The sequence below is a fragment of the Microvirgula aerodenitrificans DSM 15089 genome (assembly GCF_000620105.1).
GTDB lineage: Bacteria > Pseudomonadota > Gammaproteobacteria > Burkholderiales > Aquaspirillaceae > Microvirgula > Microvirgula aerodenitrificans.
On sequence record NZ_JHVK01000002.1, the window covers coordinates 305450 to 321133 of the forward strand.

Below are 15684 nucleotides of genomic sequence, written 5' to 3' on the forward strand. Positions count from 1 at the left end.
GGCATCGGTGCAGTCCACCTGCCCGATTTGCGCCAGTTGCTGCCTGATTCTCGCAGGACGGGCAGCAGGTCGCCAGTTATGATCAGTCGCTATCGCCACCCACCCTGCGCTCCGACGTCATGACCACCACCACCACTGCCCCGCCCCGGGCCGACAGCGAACGCACCGGCTTTCGCGTGCTCGGCGCCATCAGCTTCTCGCATTTCCTGAATGACATGATCCAGTCGCTGATCCTGGCGATCTATCCGCTGCTGAAAAGCAGCTTCCATCTGAGCTTTGCCCAGATCGGCCTGATCACCCTCACCTACCAGATCACCGCCTCGCTGCTGCAGCCGGTGGTCGGACTGTATACCGACAAGCGACCGCAGCCGTACTCGCTGGCCATCGGCATGGGCTGCACCCTGGTCGGCCTGCTGACGCTGGCGGCGGCGACCGATTATCCGACGCTGCTGCTGGCTGCCGCGCTGATCGGCACCGGTTCATCGATTTTCCACCCGGAATCGTCGCGCGTGGCACGCATGGCATCCGGTGGCCGCCACGGCCTAGCCCAGTCGATCTTCCAGGTCGGCGGCAATGCCGGCAGCGCAATGGGCCCGCTGCTGGCCGCCTGGATCATCATTCCGCAAGGCCAGCGCAGCGTCGCCTGGTTCTCGGCCGCCGCCCTGCTGGCCATGGTCGTGCTGTGGAAAATCGGCGGCTGGTATCGCCGCCAGCAGCGCGCCCGCAAGACCGCTGCCCGCACCGCACCCGGCCATGCGCTGTCGTCGCGCCAGGTCACACTGGCCGTCGGCGTGCTGTTGATGCTGATCTTCTCGAAGTATTTCTACCTGAGCAGCCTGACCAGCTATTACACCTTCTACCTGATCCACAAGTTCCAGCTGTCGGTGCAGTCCGCGCAGCTGTACCTGTTCGTGTTCCTGTTTGCCGTTGCCGCCGGCACCCTGCTTGGCGGCCCGATCGGCGACCGCATCGGCCGCAAGCGGGTGATCTGGGGCTCGATCCTTGGCGTGGCGCCGTTCACGCTGCTGCTGCCGCATGCCAGCCTGGCCTGGACCGGCCCGCTGACCTTCATCATCGGCTTTATCCTCGCTTCGGCCTTCTCGGCCATTCTGGTATTCGCCCAGGAACTGCTGCCGGGCAAGATCGGGGCGGTATCCGGCCTGTTCTTCGGCTTTGCCTTCGGCATGGGCGGCATCGGCGCGGCCGCCCTCGGCCGGCTGGCCGACGTGTACGGTATCGACATGGTGTACCAGCTGTGCGCGTTCCTGCCGCTGATCGGCCTGCTGACCGCCTTCCTGCCCGACCTCGGCCGCCGGGCGGAAAAACGCTGAGGTCCCGCCACCCGGTCCCGGGTGGCGACCGTTCCCTCCGCCGTCTGATGCACTTTTGCGACATTGTGCCTGCAACCCTGTGGAGGGATTTGCTGCAGGCACGTCGCAGGAGGACGCTTGCCCTCTGCGGGTGACCCCACACGCGGCCACTGATCGTGGTATAAAATTTTATACATGACGTATCATGGAAATCGACAAGGAAATTCGCTGGGCAGGCTCGGCCTACACCGATTTGCTGGATTTCCCCGAGGACGCCCGCCGGCAAGCCGGCTTTCAGCCGAGCAGGGTGCAGGCAGGGCTCGACCCTGCCGACTGGAAACCGTTCGACGAGATCGGTCCCGGCACACGGGAAATACGCATCAGGGAGAGTGATGGCATCTACCGGATCATGTACGTCGCCAAGTTCGAGGAAGCGGTTTATGTCCTGCACAGTTTCCGGAAAAAAACGCGGGCGACCAGCGAGCGCGACAAGCACATCGCCAGGCTGCGTTACCGCGCCGTGGTCAATGCCAGAAAGTTCGAGCGATGAAAATTGATACCGAAATCCGCCATGTGACCAGGGCAGACGCCAACCTCTTCTCCGAACTCGGCTTTTCGCCAGAGGAGGCCGGGCGTCTGCAGGCCGCCGCCGCCAGGGAAATCAACGAGACACAGCGTCTCAAGGTGCAGTTGATGACCGAGCTGGCATCGTGGATTGAACATCATCACCTCAAGCAGACAGAAGCAGCCAGCATCCTGAGGGTTTCTCGCCCGCGCGTCTCGGATGTCATCAACAGGAAAACGTCGAAGTTCTCCATCGACACCCTGATCGAGATGCTCGGTCGCATAGGAAAACCGGTCAGGCTGGAGATTGACTGACCTCCAGACGGCTCATGAAGGCGGGCACAGCCGGTCACAGAGGCGTCGGCACACACCGACCGGCAGAAAATATCGTGAACACGGTACACCGGTGTGCACGCAATCCCTCCGCCGTCTGATGCACTTTTGCGACATTGTGCCCCCCGACGCCGGCAGATTCTGCCGGCGTTCTCGCATCCGGGGTATGTGTTCCGCGGCGCGGCATTGCACAATAGCGGTTTGCATTCACGTCCCGTCCGCCCGGTAAACCGACGGACGGTCGCTTATTGAGGACACGATGGCCGGCAAGCCGACACCCACCCCCGCAACCGATTCCGCCAGCACGCCGCAGCACACCCCGATGATGCAGCAATATCTGGGGCTGAAGGCCGACCACCCGGACAGCCTGCTGTTCTACCGCATGGGCGACTTCTACGAGATGTTCTACGACGACGCGGTCAAGGCCGCACGGCTGATGGACATCACGCTGACCGCCCGCGGCCAGTCCGGCGGCCAGCCGATTCCGATGGCCGGCGTGCCGTTCCATGCCGTCGAGCAGTACCTGGCCCGACTGGTGCGTCTCGGTGAATCGGTGGCGATCTGCGAGCAGATCGGCGACCCGGCCACCAGCAAGGGACCGGTCGAGCGCAAGGTGGTCAGGGTGGTCACCCCGGGCACGCTGACCGATGCCGCACTGCTCGACGACAAGCGCGAAAGCCGGATCGTTGCGCTGGCCTGGCGCAAGGGGCGGCTAGGCATTGCCGCGCTGTCGCTGGCCAGCGGCGATTTTCGCGTGCTCGAAACCGATGCCGAGCGGCTGACCAGCGAACTGGAACGACTGAAGCCGGCCGAAATGCTGGTCGCCGACGACAGCGCCACGCCGGCGCTGCCCGGCGGGCTGGCTGCCAGTCTGAAGCGGCTGCCACCCTGGCACTTCGACGAGAGCAGCGCCCGCCAGCGGCTGGCACGGCACTTCGCCGTGCAGGATCTGGCCGGTTTCGGCGCCGAGGACCTCGGCGTGTCGCTCGGTGCTGCCGGTGCCCTGCTCGAATATGTAAAGAATACCCAGTCGGGCGAACTGAGCCATGTCGGCGGACTGACCGTCGAGCATACCGGCCAGTATCTGGACATGGATGCGGCCACCCGCCGCAACCTGGAACTGACCGAGACCATTCGCGGCGAGTCGTCGCCGACACTGGCTTCACTGCTGGACCGCTGTGCGACCAGCATGGGCAGCCGCCTGCTGCGCGAGTGGCTGCACCACCCGCTGCGTGATCCGGCCGCCATCCGTGCACGGCTGGATGCGGTAGCTGCCCTGCAGTCATCCGGCAGCGAACTGCACGCCACGCTGGACGGCGTGGCCGATATCGAGCGCATTACCGCCCGCGTCGCCCTGCGCAGCGCCCGCCCGCGCGACCTCGCCAGCCTGCGCGAAAGCCTGCTGCGCCTGCCGGCGCTGCGGGCGCAACTGGCCGGCGGTCAGCCGGCCGCACTGCTGGCCGTGCTGCACGATGCCCTGCCGGCGCAGTCGCCGATCGCCGAACGGCTGGCACTGGCCATCAGTGCCGAACCGGCGGCCATGGTGCGCGACGGCGGCGTCATCGCCGGCGGTTTTCATCCGGAGCTCGACGAGTTGCGCAATATCCAGCACAACTGCGGCGAGTTCCTGCTGGCGCTGGAAAACCGTGAGCGCTTGCGCACCGGCATCACCACGCTGAAAGTCGAATTCAACAAGGTCCACGGTTTCTATATCGAGGTCAGCCGCGCCCAGGCCGACAAGGTGCCCGACGACTACCGTCGCCGCCAGACGCTGAAAAATGCCGAGCGCTACATCACGCCGGAACTCAAGACCTTCGAGGACAAGGCGCTGTCGGCCAACGAGCGCGCCCTGGCGCTGGAAAAACGCCTGTACGAGGCACTGCTCGACGAACTGGCCCCGCACATTCCCGAGCTGCAGCGCATTGCCCGCGCCGTTGCCACGCTCGACGTGCTGGCCAATCTGGCCGAGCGTGCCACCACCCTCGGCTACTGCAAGCCGGTGCTGACCAGCAGCAGCGTGATCGATATCCAGGCCGGTCGTCACCCGGTGGTCGAGTCCCAGGTCGAGCGTTTCATCCCGAACGACACCCGGCTGGCGGCCGACCGGAAACTGTTGCTGGTCACCGGGCCGAACATGGGCGGCAAATCGACCTATATGCGCCAGGTGGCGCACATTGCGCTGCTGGCGCATATCGGCAGCTTCGTGCCGGCGCAGCAGGCGTCGATAGGGCAGCTGAGCCGGATTTTCACCCGCATCGGCGCCTCGGACGATCTGGCCGGCGGTCGCTCGACCTTCATGGTCGAAATGACAGAAACCGCCAATATCCTGCACAACAGCGACGCAAACAGCCTGGTGCTGATGGATGAAGTCGGACGCGGCACGTCGACGTTCGACGGCCTGGCACTGGCCTGGGCCATCGCCCGCCAGCTGATCGAGAAAAATCGCGCCTATACTCTATTTGCAACCCACTACTTCGAACTGACCCGGCTGGCATCGGATTACCCGACGGTGGCCAATGTCCATCTGTCCGCCGTCGAGCACAAGGATCGCATCGTCTTCCTGCACCATGTCGAAGACGGGCCGGCCAGCCAGAGCTACGGTATCGAAGTCGCCAGTCTGGCCGGCGTGCCGGCCCGGGTTGTTCGTGAGGCCAGGAAAAAACTGGCCGAACTGGAAAACCAGGCAGCCAGACATGACGGGCCCGACCTGTTCTCGATGGCAACAGCGCCAGCAACGGTTCCGGAAGAGGTTTCCGCCGTGCTCGATGCCCTGTCCGACCTGGACCCGGATGCGCTGAGCCCGCGCGAGGCACTGGCGTTCCTGTTCCGAATCAAACAAAAAATAGGAAAATTCTGATTTTTCCGAAAATTCCCAGCAATTATCCAACAGTTTTCTATATTGGCTATGTCAACGGACCCGGAACCCCCAGCAAAAGCGGTTTTATACTCCGTGATGACAGCGAGAAATTGACACCCATAATGGGTAGAAAACACAAAAACAAAACCCATTAGTCAACATTCATAACCATAACCCAGGGGCCCTCCCTTCCAGGTCCCTTGCACTGAAGGAAAACAGCACATGTCCGCGCAACCTGGAGCCACGGCCCCTGCCTTGCAATCCTTGCTTTGCCCCGATGACAACCATGTTGCTCCGTCGCTGGCCGAGGTACGCAGCCTTGCCCAGCGCTGTCTGGGCAAGTTTTCCCGACATGCCATGTCGCTGATCGGCGCGCACGGGATCAGCCTGCCACCGGCACTGGACCTGTTCGGCACTTCGGAAGGCAATATGGCAATCCACGGTGCTCACCCGGATGCGGACCTGATCGATGCCGTGCTGTGTTGCGATATCCAGGCAGCCCAGTATTTTAAGGAAGCCGAAGTCCTGTTCGAAACGGTCAGGACACTCGAAACCTCATCGGCCTGTGCGCCCCGTCAGGACAATGAGCGCTTCCACATCGGCCTGACGACGACCGGCCCGGTCGCCTACTTCACGACAGGTGCCTGACACCATGTCGAACCCTGTCGCGTAGCCGGAAACGGCTACGCCGACACGGCGCCCCTCCCCGATTTTCCTCATGCCTTCCCGCGCCGGCGCCAGCCGTCCTGCGCGCGTGGCATCGACGGCCGCTGCCTGTCCGCGGCCGGCTGCAGCCACGCCTGACGCCAGGCCGGCGGCAGGGCCTCCGGGCTGGCCTCGCGCCACGCCCCCGGCAGCAGGCCATCGAGACGCAGCGGCCCGATGGCTGCCCGCACCAGCCGCAATGTCGGCAGCCCGACACTGGCCGTCATCCGCCGCACCTGGCGGTTCTTGCCCTCGCTGATCACGATCTCCAGCCATGCTGTCGGCACCGACAGCCGGTGACGTACCGGCGGCACCCGCTCCCACAGTCCGTCCGGCGTGTCGATCAGCCGCGCCTGGGCTGGCGCGGTCACGAAATCGCCGAGATCCACGCCCGCCCGCAGTGCATCAAGCTGTTCCGCCGACGGCGTGCCTTCCACCTGCGCCCAATAGGTCTTGGGCGATTTGGCGCGCGGATGGGCAATCACATGCTGCAGCGGACCGTGATCGGTCAGCAGCAGCAGACCTTCGCTATCGGTATCCAGCCGCCCTGCCGGATACACGCCGGCCACCGGCACCCACTGGGCCAGTGTCGCGTGCGGCGGGCTCGGGCTGAACTGGCAGATGGTGCCAAACGGCTTGTTGAGCAGGATGAGGCGCGGCATGGGCCGGCTCCTTGCAGAAACGGGAGCCGGATTGTAATCGGATTGCACGGGCAGCAAGTGACGGCGCGCGAAGACTACTTGCCGCCTTCAAGCACCGGAACGGCCACCTCGGCACCGGGAGAGACCGTCATCGGCCGCCGCCGACGCTGGCGACTGAAGCGCATTTCCTCCGGATACGGGAAGAAATCGTCAAGGATGCCCGCCCGGATCCGGTCCTGCTTTTCACGCCAGAACTGCGGCGTCAGCAGATCGCGGTGATAGTGGAGAAAGGTGCGGCGCACCACCGGATCGCCGAGCAGGAAGCGACCGAACTCCTCCGGGAACACGTCGTTGCGGGCAACCGGATACCACGGTTCGGCCGCCATTTCCTGTTCCGGCGTCTGTGCCTCGGGAATGTCCCGGAAGCAGCAGTCGGTCATGTATTCGATTTCGTCGTAGTCGTAGAACACCACCCGCCCGTAGCGGGTCACACCGAAGTTCTTGAACAGCATGTCGCCGGGGAAAATATTGGCGGTGGCCAGGTCCTTGATCGCATTGCCGTACTCGCGCACCGCTTCGATTTTCTGCTCGTCGGCCGCCTCGTCGAGGTAGATGTTCAGCGGCTTCATCCGCCGCTCGATGTACAGGTGCTTGATGATGATCTGGCCGTCGTCCTCTTCCAGCATCGACGGCGCCAGGCGGCGGATTTCGTCCAGCAGCGCCTGGTCGAAGCGCCCGCGCGGAAAGGCCACATTGGAGAACTCCAGCGTGTCGGCCATGCGGCCGACCCGGTCGTGATGCTTGACCAGCAGGTACTTCTGCTTGACCGTCGCCCGGTCGACTTCCTTGGTGCCGCCAAACACGTCCTTGATGATCTTGAACACGTACGGAAACGACGGCAGCACGAACACCAGCATGACCAGCCCGCGAATGCCCGGCGCCACGACAAAATGGTCGTCCGAGTACTGCAGGTGGTGCATGAAGTCGCGATAGAAGATGTTCTTGCCCTGCTTGCCGAGGCCCAGCATGGTGTACAGCTCGGCCGACGACTTCATCGGCAGCATGCTGCGCAGGAAGCGCACATAGGCTGACGGTACCGCCATGTCGACCAGGAAATAGGCACGGCTGAAGCTGAACAGGATGCCGATCCGCCAGACCTCGAGCAGGATGGTATCGAGGTACAGCAGTCCGTCGTCATCATGACGCACCGGGATCGCGAACGGCCAGCTCTGCCCGCCGTTGATGACCTTGCCGATGATGTAACCGCTCTTGTTGCGGTAGAACGCCGAGTACAGTACCTGGATCTGGTAGTTGGCTTCGAGTCGCGGCCACTGGCCGCCAAGGAAGTCCTTCGCCATCCGCAGCAGGCAGACAATGTCATGGCGCAGGTCGGCAAACGGCCGCTGCCAGCCGAAATCGGCGACGATGCGCTCGATGGTGGCACGGATGCCCGCCGCTGCCGGATAGTAGCTGCGGTAGGTCGGCGGGTCGGATTCGAGATACTCCGTGCTGATCGCCGGCCGGACAAAAATGAAGTCGTTGTTGAAGTAATCGCGATGCAGCACGCGGCAGAACACCGAGTTGAAGAAGGTCTCGGCCAGTTCCGGCTGGCGATGGTTGGTCAGCAGGCCGATATAGTTGAACTTCGCCTGCTGCCAGATATCGTCGTCGAGCAGATCGGCATGAAACTCGGTGCGCAGCCGCTGGATGGTCTCCTCGACCCGGTCGTCGTAGAACTGGATCCGGTCGCGGATGCCCTGCTGCATGCCGGCCCAGTCACCTTCCTCGAACCAGGCGCGCGAACGGGCCGAACTGGCGCGAAACAGGCTGTAATGCTTGTCGAAACCGTCCACCAGTGCCTGCGCGATGTCGCGGGCAACCGGATTGCTCTCCTCGGGGATGCGCATGTTCGCCTTCTCTGCCCGCCGTGCGGGGCCTGCTGTCGGATAATGACCGTGACCGGCGGGGCGCCGCCGCGGCCCGGCTTGTGCGCCGTGTCATGGGCCGGAACGCCGCCGTCATGCCGGTGTTTTCCTGCATGGTCGGGCATTTGTCGGACAGCGGCAAGCCGTCAACATGGCGCGATATTGCATCGCAACACCGCTGTTTTTCGCCGGTTGACGCCCGGCTTTTCGGATACAGACAAAGCACGGGCGCGCCTCTAGCAACCGCTCGCTTTTTTTCGGATAATGATGCTCGACGAAGAGAAGCCGAAAATAACGAAAAGATGTAAAAAACCGACTGCGGCGCTCGCCCGTTTCCTTCCGTATCCGGCCCGCGCCTGCCATTTCTCCTTCTCTGGCATTCCGTCCGTCCCGCCGAAGCCCTCCCCTGCGGCGGGGTCACTTGTCATAACCGTTCAACAAAAGATGGAGCAGGCATGAGCACGTCCCACATTCAGGTGCCACAAGGCGGTCAGAAAATCATCGCGGGTCAAGCGATCCCGAACAACCCGATCATCCCGTTCATCGAGGGTGACGGCATCGGCATCGACATCACCCCGGTGATGAAGAAGGTCGTCGACGCCGCAGTGAAGAAGGCCTATGCCGGCCAGAAGCAGATCCACTGGATGGAAATCTACGCCGGCGAGAAGTCGACCCGCGTCTATGGCGGCGACGTCTGGCTGCCGGAAGAGACCATGGCCGCCCTGCGTGACTACGTGATCTCGATCAAGGGCCCGATGACCACGCCGGTTGGCGGCGGCATCCGCTCGCTGAACGTGGCGCTGCGCCAGGAACTCGACCTGTACACCTGCCTGCGCCCGGTGCGCTACTTCACCGGCGTGCCCTCGCCGCTGAAGCGCCCGGACCTGACCGACATGGTGATCTTCCGTGAGAACACCGAAGACATCTACGCCGGCATCGAGTGGGAAGCCGAAAGCGACAGCGCGAAGAAGATCATCGCCTTCCTGCAGAACGAAATGGGCGTGAAGAAGATCCGTTTCCCGGAAACTTCGGGCATCGGCATCAAGCCGGTGTCGCGTCAGGGCACCGAGCGCCTGGTGCGCAAGGCCATCCAGTACGCGATCGACAACGGCAAGCCGTCGGTGACCATCGTGCACAAGGGCAACATCATGAAGTACACCGAAGGTGGCTTCCGTGACTGGGCCTACGCACTGGCACAAAAGGAATTCGGCGCCAAGCCGATCGACGGCGGCCCGTGGTGCTCGTTCAAGAACCCGAAGACCGGTGGCGACATCATCGTCAAGGACGCGATCGCTGATGCGTTCCTGCAACAGATCCTGCTGCGTCCGGCCGAATACAGCGTGATCGCCACGCTGAACCTGAACGGCGACTACGTGTCCGACGCGCTGGCCGCACAGGTTGGCGGCATCGGCATCGCCCCGGGCGCCAACCTGTCCGACGCCGTGGCCATGTTCGAAGCCACCCACGGTACGGCACCGAAGTACGCCGGCCAGGACAAGGTGAACCCGGGTTCGCTGATCCTGTCGGCCGAAATGATGCTGCGCCACATGGGCTGGACCGAAGCCGCCGACCTGATCATCAAGTCGATGGAAGCCGCCATTGGCGACAAGGTCGTGACCTATGACTTCGCCCGCCAGATGGAAGGCGCGCAGGAAGTGTCTTGCTCGGCCTTCGGCGACGCGATGATCGCCCGCATGTAATACCGACGGCCGGCAACTGCCGGCCGGCCCGGACAGACGCGCCCTCTCATGAGGGCGCGTCTGTCCGGGCCCCTGTCAGGCCGCTGCGAACTTTCGCGCGCCCATCACGCAGGCCACGGCACCGAGCGTCACCATCAGCATCGCCCAGCTGACTGCCTCGTGCAGCAGCAGCGCGGCCAGCGCGAGACCGAAGAACGGCTGCAGCAACTGCAACTGGCCGACCGCCGCAATGCCGCCCTGCGCCAGACCGCGATACCAGAACACGAAACCGATCAGCATGCTGAACAGGGCAACGTAGCCGAGCCCGAGCCAGGCCGGCACGCCAACCGCGTCCAGCGATGCCGGCAGCGTCCACGCGGTCATCGGCAGCATGACCGGCAGCGACAGGACCAGCGCCCAGCTGATGACCTGCCAGCCCCCGAGCCGGCGCGAGAGCCGCGCACCCTCGGCATAGCCCAGACCGCACACCCCAATCGCCGCCAGCATCAGCATGTCGCCCGGCAGCGATGCCGCAATGCGGCCCAGCAGCGCATAGCCGATGACAAAGGCACTGCCGAGCATCGAGAACAGCCAGAAGGCCGGCCGGGGACGCTCGCCACCGCGCAGCACGCCAAAGATCGCCGTGCACAGTGGCAGCAGCCCCACGAAGACCATCGAGTGCGCGGACGTCACGTGCTGCAGCGCCAGCGCGGTCAGCAGCGGAAAGCCGACCACGCAGCCCAGCGCCACCAGCACCAGCGAGGGCACATCGCCTGCCGCCGGGCGACGCTGCCGCAGGACCAGCAGCAGCGCCAGCCCGAGCAGGGCGGCGATGCTCGCCCGGGCACAGGTCAGGAACACCGGATCGAGATCCCTGACCGCGACCCGCGTCGCCGGCAATGAGCCGGCAAAAATCACCACCCCGATAAACCCGTTTATCCAGCCACTCGTCGTCTTGTCCACAGCCCGCCCCTTTGAGATTGGGCTCAAGTAGAGCATGGGGCTGCCGGCTTACCCAGATACAATCCAGTACAATTCAAAAGAACTGTTATCCCGCAGCAAGCAATACAGTCAGGAATGAAATGACGCCACACAGCACCCGGATCGATGTCGTCATGCACGCGATCCGGACCGGCATCGCCTCCCGCACCTACCTGCCGGGAATGCGGTTGCCTTCCGTCCGGGCGCAGGCAAAGGCCATGCAGCTTTCGGTCTCGACCGTCGTCGAAGCCTATGAGCGCCTTGCGGCCGAAGGCATCATCTGCCCGCGGCCGGGCTCGGGATTCTATGTCACCGGGCCGGCGGCCCCGCTGGCGCTGGCGGAGATCGAACCCAGACAGGACAGGGATGTCGATCCGCTGTGGATTTCGCGGCAATCGCTTGAAACGGATGCCGGCATACTGAAGCCCGGCTGCGGCTGGCTTCCCGCCTCGTGGATGTACGAAGCGGGAATGCGCCGCGCGCTGCGGGCCATGGCGCGCGCCGACACGGTGGAGCTTGCGGAATATGCCACGCCGCCCGGCCTGCCGGCGCTGCGCCTGTTCCTCGCCCGGCGGCTGGCCGCCACCGGCATCGACGTCCCCGCCGAGCAGATCATGCTGACCGAATCCGGGACCCATGCCATCGACCTGATCTGCCGCTTTCTGCTGGAACCGGGCGACACCGTACTGGTCGACGACCCCTGCTACTTCAATTTCCGCGCCTTGCTGAAAGCGCACCGGGTCAAGGTCGTCGGCGTGCCGTACACGCCGGCCGGGCCGGATGTCGAGGCCTTCGGCGCCGCCCTGCAGGCGCACTCGCCCCGGCTCTACATCACCAACTCCGGCATCCACAACCCTACCGGCGCCACGCTCACGGCAGTCACGGCGCACCGGCTGCTGAAGCTGGCCGACCATTCGGACCTGGTGATCGTCGAGGATGACATCTTTGCCGATCTCGAAACCAGCCCGGCACCGAGACTGGCGGCCTTCGACGGGCTCGGCCGCGTAATCCATATCGGCAGCTTCTCCAAGACCATCTCGGCTTCGTTGCGCTGCGGCTACATTGCGGCACGGGCAGACTGGATCGACGGCCTGACCGACCTCAGGATCGCCACCAGCTTCAGTGGCGGGCGGCTGGCCGCCAACATCCTGCTGGCGGCGCTGACCGACAGCGGCTACCGCAAGCACATGGACACGGTGCGGCTGCGGCTGGCGGAAGCCATGGACCAGACCCTTCCACGGCTCGAAGCGCTCGGCATCACGCCCTGGCACGTTCCCCGGTCCGGCATGTTCCTCTGGTGCCGGCTGCCGGCCGGCGCCGAGGCGCCCGCCGTGGCCCGTGCCTGCCTGCAGGAGCAGATGGTGCTGGCACCGGGCAACGCATTCAGTCACTCGCCGGATGCCGGTCGCTACCTGCGCTTCAATGTGGCACAGTCGATGGATGGCCGGGTCTTCGAGGTACTGGCACGGGCACTGCGCGGATAGCGGGCTGCGCGTGCGCTCACGGTGGCCGGCTCCGGGCGCAGGGCAACAAAAAAGCCCTGCAGCGACGCAGGGCTTTCTACATTCACCAACGACTCAGGAAGCGGCCTGGATATTGCTGGCCTGCTTGCCCTTCGGACCCTGGTTGACCTCGAAGGAGACGCGCTGGCCTTCCTTCAGGGTCTTGAACCCGTTCATGTTGATGGCCGAGAAGTGGGCGAACAGATCTTCCCCACCGTCATCCGGCGTAATGAAACCGAAACCCTTGGCGTCGTTGAACCACTTTACGGTACCAGTTGCCATCTGAAACGTTTCCTTGCTTATATGTTGCCTAACCGGGTGACGCACCCATTTACGTGTGTCATTCGAAGCCAGACATGACGGCGTTGCACGGCGTCAAGCCGATCGCTTCATCGACCACCGCTAAACTTTCTACGCGAGTACGATGTTACCGTCAAGCCATATTGCATAACTTCATCAGCGCTTGAAAAAGGTCCCCGGCGGGACAAAATTGAAAGCATAGTGCTGTGAGAAAGTCCGTCGTATGCCTAACCAGCACCAACCCGGCACAGAGCTGGCTCCCGAGCGGACCCGCCTTGCGCCTCCGCCCATGTACAAAGTGGTTTTGCTCAACGACGATTTCACGCCAATGGATTTCGTGATAATCGTACTGGAGCGCTTTTTTCATATGGACCGGGAACATGCGACCCAAGTCATGCTCAAAGTGCATACAGAAGGTCGCGGTGTGTGCGGCGTCTACAGCAAGGATGTCGCCAGTACCAAAGTGGTCCAGGTAACGGAATACGCCAAGGTGCACCAGCACCCGCTACAGTGCGTGATGGAGGAAAACCAATGATCGCCCAAGAACTCGAAGTCAGCCTCCACATGGCGTTCATGGAGGCGCGCCAGAAACGGCACGAGCTGATCAGCGTCGAGCACCTGCTGCTCGCCATGCTCGACAACCCGTCGGCCGCGGAAGTGTTGCGCGCATGCAATGCGAACATCGACCAGTTGCGTCGGCAGCTGGCCGAGTTCATCGACCAGCACACCCCGACCGTGCCCGGTACCGAGGACGTCGAAACCCAGCCCACGCTGGGCTTCCAGCGCGTGATCCAGCGCGCCATCCTGCATGTCCAGAGTTCCGGCAAGAAGGAAGTGACCGGCGCGAACATCCTGGTCGCCATCTTTGGCGAGAAGGACTCGCACGCGGTGTATTTCCTGCACCAGCAGAACATCAGCCGTCTCGACGTGGTCAACTACATCTCGCACGGCATCACCAAGAACAAGAGCAGCGACGCCACGCCGGCACGCGGCGCCGCCGCGCCTGCCCCCGAGGGCGAAGCCGAGCAGGAAGCCGAAGCGACCGCAGCCGGCGGCGCGCTGGAGAACTACACCCAGAACCTGAACCAGCTGGCCCAGGCCGGCAAGGTCGACCCGCTGATCGGCCGCGACCACGAGCTTGAGCGCGTGATCCAGATCCTGTGCCGCCGGCGCAAGAACAACCCGCTGCTGGTCGGCGAGGCCGGTGTCGGCAAGACCGCCATCGCCGAGGGGCTGGCACGCCGCATCGTCAGGGGCGAAGTGCCGGACGTGCTGTCGCAGGCCACGGTGTACTCGCTGGACATGGGCGCGCTGCTGGCCGGCACCAAGTACCGCGGCGACTTCGAGCAGCGGCTGAAGGCAGTGATCAAGCAACTGGCGGACGACCCGCACGCGATCCTGTTCATCGACGAAATCCATACGCTGATCGGCGCCGGTGCGGCCTCCGGCGGCACGCTCGATGCATCCAATCTGCTGAAGCCGGCGCTGTCGAACGGCAGCATGCGTTGCATCGGCGCCACGACCTACACCGAGTATCGCGGCATCTTCGAGAAGGACAATGCGCTCTCGCGCCGCTTCCAGAAAATCGACGTGGTCGAGCCGACGGTCGAGCAGACCATCCAGATCCTCAAGGGGCTGAAGTCACGCTTCGAGTCGCACCACGGCGTCAAGTACACCGTGGCGGCCCTGACGTCGGCGGCGGAGCTGGCGGCGCGCTACATCACCGACCGCCACCTGCCCGACAAGGCGATCGACGTGATCGACGAGGCCGGCGCTGCGCAGAAGATCCTGCCGAAATCCCGGCAGAAAAAGGTGATTTCCAAGCACGAGATCGAGGAAATCATCTCCAAGATCGCCCGCATCCCGGCCAAGACGGTCTCGAACGACGACCGCAATGCCCTGCGGACCCTCGACCGCGACCTGAAGAACGTCGTGTTCGGTCAGGACCAGGCCATCGATGCGCTGGCTGCGGCCATCAAGATGTCGCGCTCCGGACTCGGCAACCCGCAAAAGCCGATCGGTTCGTTCCTGTTCAGCGGCCCGACCGGTGTCGGCAAGACCGAGGTCGCGCGTCAGCTTGCCTACACACTGGGCATCGAGCTGATCCGCTTCGACATGTCCGAATACATGGAGCGCCATGCAGTCAGCCGACTGATTGGCGCCCCGCCGGGCTATGTCGGCTTCGAGCAGGGCGGCCTGATGACCGAGGCCATCAGCAAGCACCCGTACTCGGTGCTGCTGCTGGACGAAATCGAAAAGGCGCACCCGGACATCTTCAACGTGCTGCTGCAGGTGATGGACCACGGCACGCTGACCGACAACAACGGGCGCAAGGCCGATTTCCGCAACGTGATCATCATCCTGACCACCAATGCCGGCGCGGAAAACCTGAGCAAGGGCAGCATCGGCTTCACGTCGACCAAGGCGGCCGGTGACGAAATGGCCGATATCAAGCGCCTGTTCACGCCGGAGTTCCGCAACCGGCTGGATGCGATCATTTCGTTCAAGACGCTGAACGAGGACATCATCCTGCAGGTGGTGGACAAGTTCCTGATCCAGCTCGAAGCGCAACTGGCGGAGAAGAAGGTGGAAGTTCACTTCACCGAGCCGCTGAAGAAGCATCTGGCCAGCAAGGGCTTCGATCCGCTGATGGGCGCGCGGCCGATGGCGCGCCTGATCCAGGACACCATCCGCAAGGTGCTGGCCGACGAGCTGCTGTTCGGTCGCCTGGCCGACGGCGGCAGCGTCACCGTCGATCTCGACCAGGAGGGCGGCGTGGTGCTGCTGTTCGACGAACCGGAAACGAAAAAACCGCAACCGGCCCCGGCGGCAGCAATCTGATCGATCCTGCAGTGCAACAGAAAACGCCCGGCAAGCCGGGCGTTTT

Annotated in this window: 13 protein-coding genes; 9 read left to right on the forward strand and 4 right to left on the reverse strand. The window is 63.8% G+C overall.

Annotated elements, in window-relative coordinates; genetic code table 11:
• The first annotated feature begins 119 nt into the window (after positions 1–119).
• The 5 genes from Q352_RS0103225 (at position 120) to Q352_RS19610 (ending at position 5712) form a co-directional block, all read left to right on the forward strand.
• Positions 120–1331: an MFS transporter gene (locus Q352_RS0103225; protein ID WP_036385105.1), complete on the forward strand. Its 1212-nt coding sequence runs from the start codon at positions 120–122 to the stop codon at positions 1329–1331.
• 184 nt (positions 1332–1515) lie between these two features.
• Positions 1516–1860: a type II toxin-antitoxin system RelE/ParE family toxin gene (locus Q352_RS0103230; protein ID WP_028498110.1), complete on the forward strand. Its 345-nt coding sequence runs from the start codon at positions 1516–1518 to the stop codon at positions 1858–1860.
• Positions 1857–2189, forward strand: coding sequence for a helix-turn-helix domain-containing protein (locus Q352_RS0103235; RefSeq protein WP_028498111.1), 333 nt, complete (start codon positions 1857–1859; stop codon positions 2187–2189). Before Q352_RS0103230 ends, Q352_RS0103235 begins: the two co-directional genes overlap by 4 nt.
• A 340-nt stretch (positions 2190–2529) precedes the next feature.
• Positions 2530–5064: a DNA mismatch repair protein MutS gene (mutS, locus tag Q352_RS0103240; RefSeq protein ID WP_036385183.1), complete on the forward strand. Its 2535-nt coding sequence runs from the start codon at positions 2530–2532 to the stop codon at positions 5062–5064.
• Positions 5065–5286: 222 nt separating this feature from the next.
• Complete coding sequence (locus Q352_RS19610) at positions 5287–5712, forward strand: hypothetical protein (protein ID WP_146744998.1); 426 nt, start codon at positions 5287–5289, stop codon at positions 5710–5712.
• 68 nt (positions 5713–5780) lie between these two features.
• Here Q352_RS19610 and Q352_RS0103250 read toward each other — a convergent pair whose 3' ends face one another.
• Together Q352_RS0103250 and aceK are read right to left on the reverse strand one after the other, a co-directional pair.
• Positions 5781–6431, reverse strand: coding sequence for a pseudouridine synthase (locus Q352_RS0103250; protein WP_028498113.1), 651 nt, complete (start codon positions 6429–6431; stop codon positions 5781–5783).
• Between the two features lie 74 nt (positions 6432–6505).
• Complete coding sequence (gene aceK / locus Q352_RS19615; protein WP_051528643.1) at positions 6506–8317, reverse strand: bifunctional isocitrate dehydrogenase kinase/phosphatase; 1812 nt, start codon at positions 8315–8317, stop codon at positions 6506–6508.
• Positions 8318–8790: 473 nt separating this feature from the next.
• Between aceK and icd the strand changes: the two genes are divergently transcribed.
• Complete coding sequence (gene icd / locus Q352_RS0103260; protein WP_028498114.1) at positions 8791–10035, forward strand: NADP-dependent isocitrate dehydrogenase; 1245 nt, start codon at positions 8791–8793, stop codon at positions 10033–10035.
• A gap of 75 nt (positions 10036–10110) precedes the next feature.
• Here the strand turns inward: icd and Q352_RS0103265 are convergent, their stop codons facing one another.
• Entirely contained in the window at positions 10111–10977 is an 867-nt protein-coding gene (locus Q352_RS0103265; protein WP_028498115.1) for a DMT family transporter, read from the reverse strand.
• 119 nt (positions 10978–11096) lie between these two features.
• Here Q352_RS0103265 and Q352_RS0103270 point away from each other — a divergent pair, with 119 nt between their 5' ends.
• A complete protein-coding gene (locus Q352_RS0103270; protein ID WP_028498116.1) occupies positions 11097–12479 on the forward strand; it encodes an aminotransferase-like domain-containing protein in 1383 nt (460 codons plus the stop codon).
• A gap of 93 nt (positions 12480–12572) precedes the next feature.
• Here the strand turns inward: Q352_RS0103270 and cspE are convergent, their stop codons facing one another.
• Complete coding sequence (gene cspE, locus Q352_RS0103275) at positions 12573–12779, reverse strand: transcription antiterminator/RNA stability regulator CspE (RefSeq protein WP_028498117.1); 207 nt, start codon at positions 12777–12779, stop codon at positions 12573–12575.
• A 241-nt stretch (positions 12780–13020) separates the two neighbouring features.
• Between cspE and clpS the strand changes: the two genes are divergently transcribed.
• Complete coding sequence (gene clpS, locus Q352_RS0103280) at positions 13021–13332, forward strand: ATP-dependent Clp protease adapter ClpS (RefSeq protein ID WP_028498118.1); 312 nt, start codon at positions 13021–13023, stop codon at positions 13330–13332.
• Positions 13329–15638, forward strand: a complete 2310-nt coding sequence (clpA, locus tag Q352_RS0103285; protein WP_028498119.1) for an ATP-dependent Clp protease ATP-binding subunit ClpA — start codon at positions 13329–13331, stop codon at positions 15636–15638. Before clpS ends, clpA begins: the two co-directional genes overlap by 4 nt.
• The last annotated feature ends 46 nt before the right edge of the window (positions 15639–15684 follow it).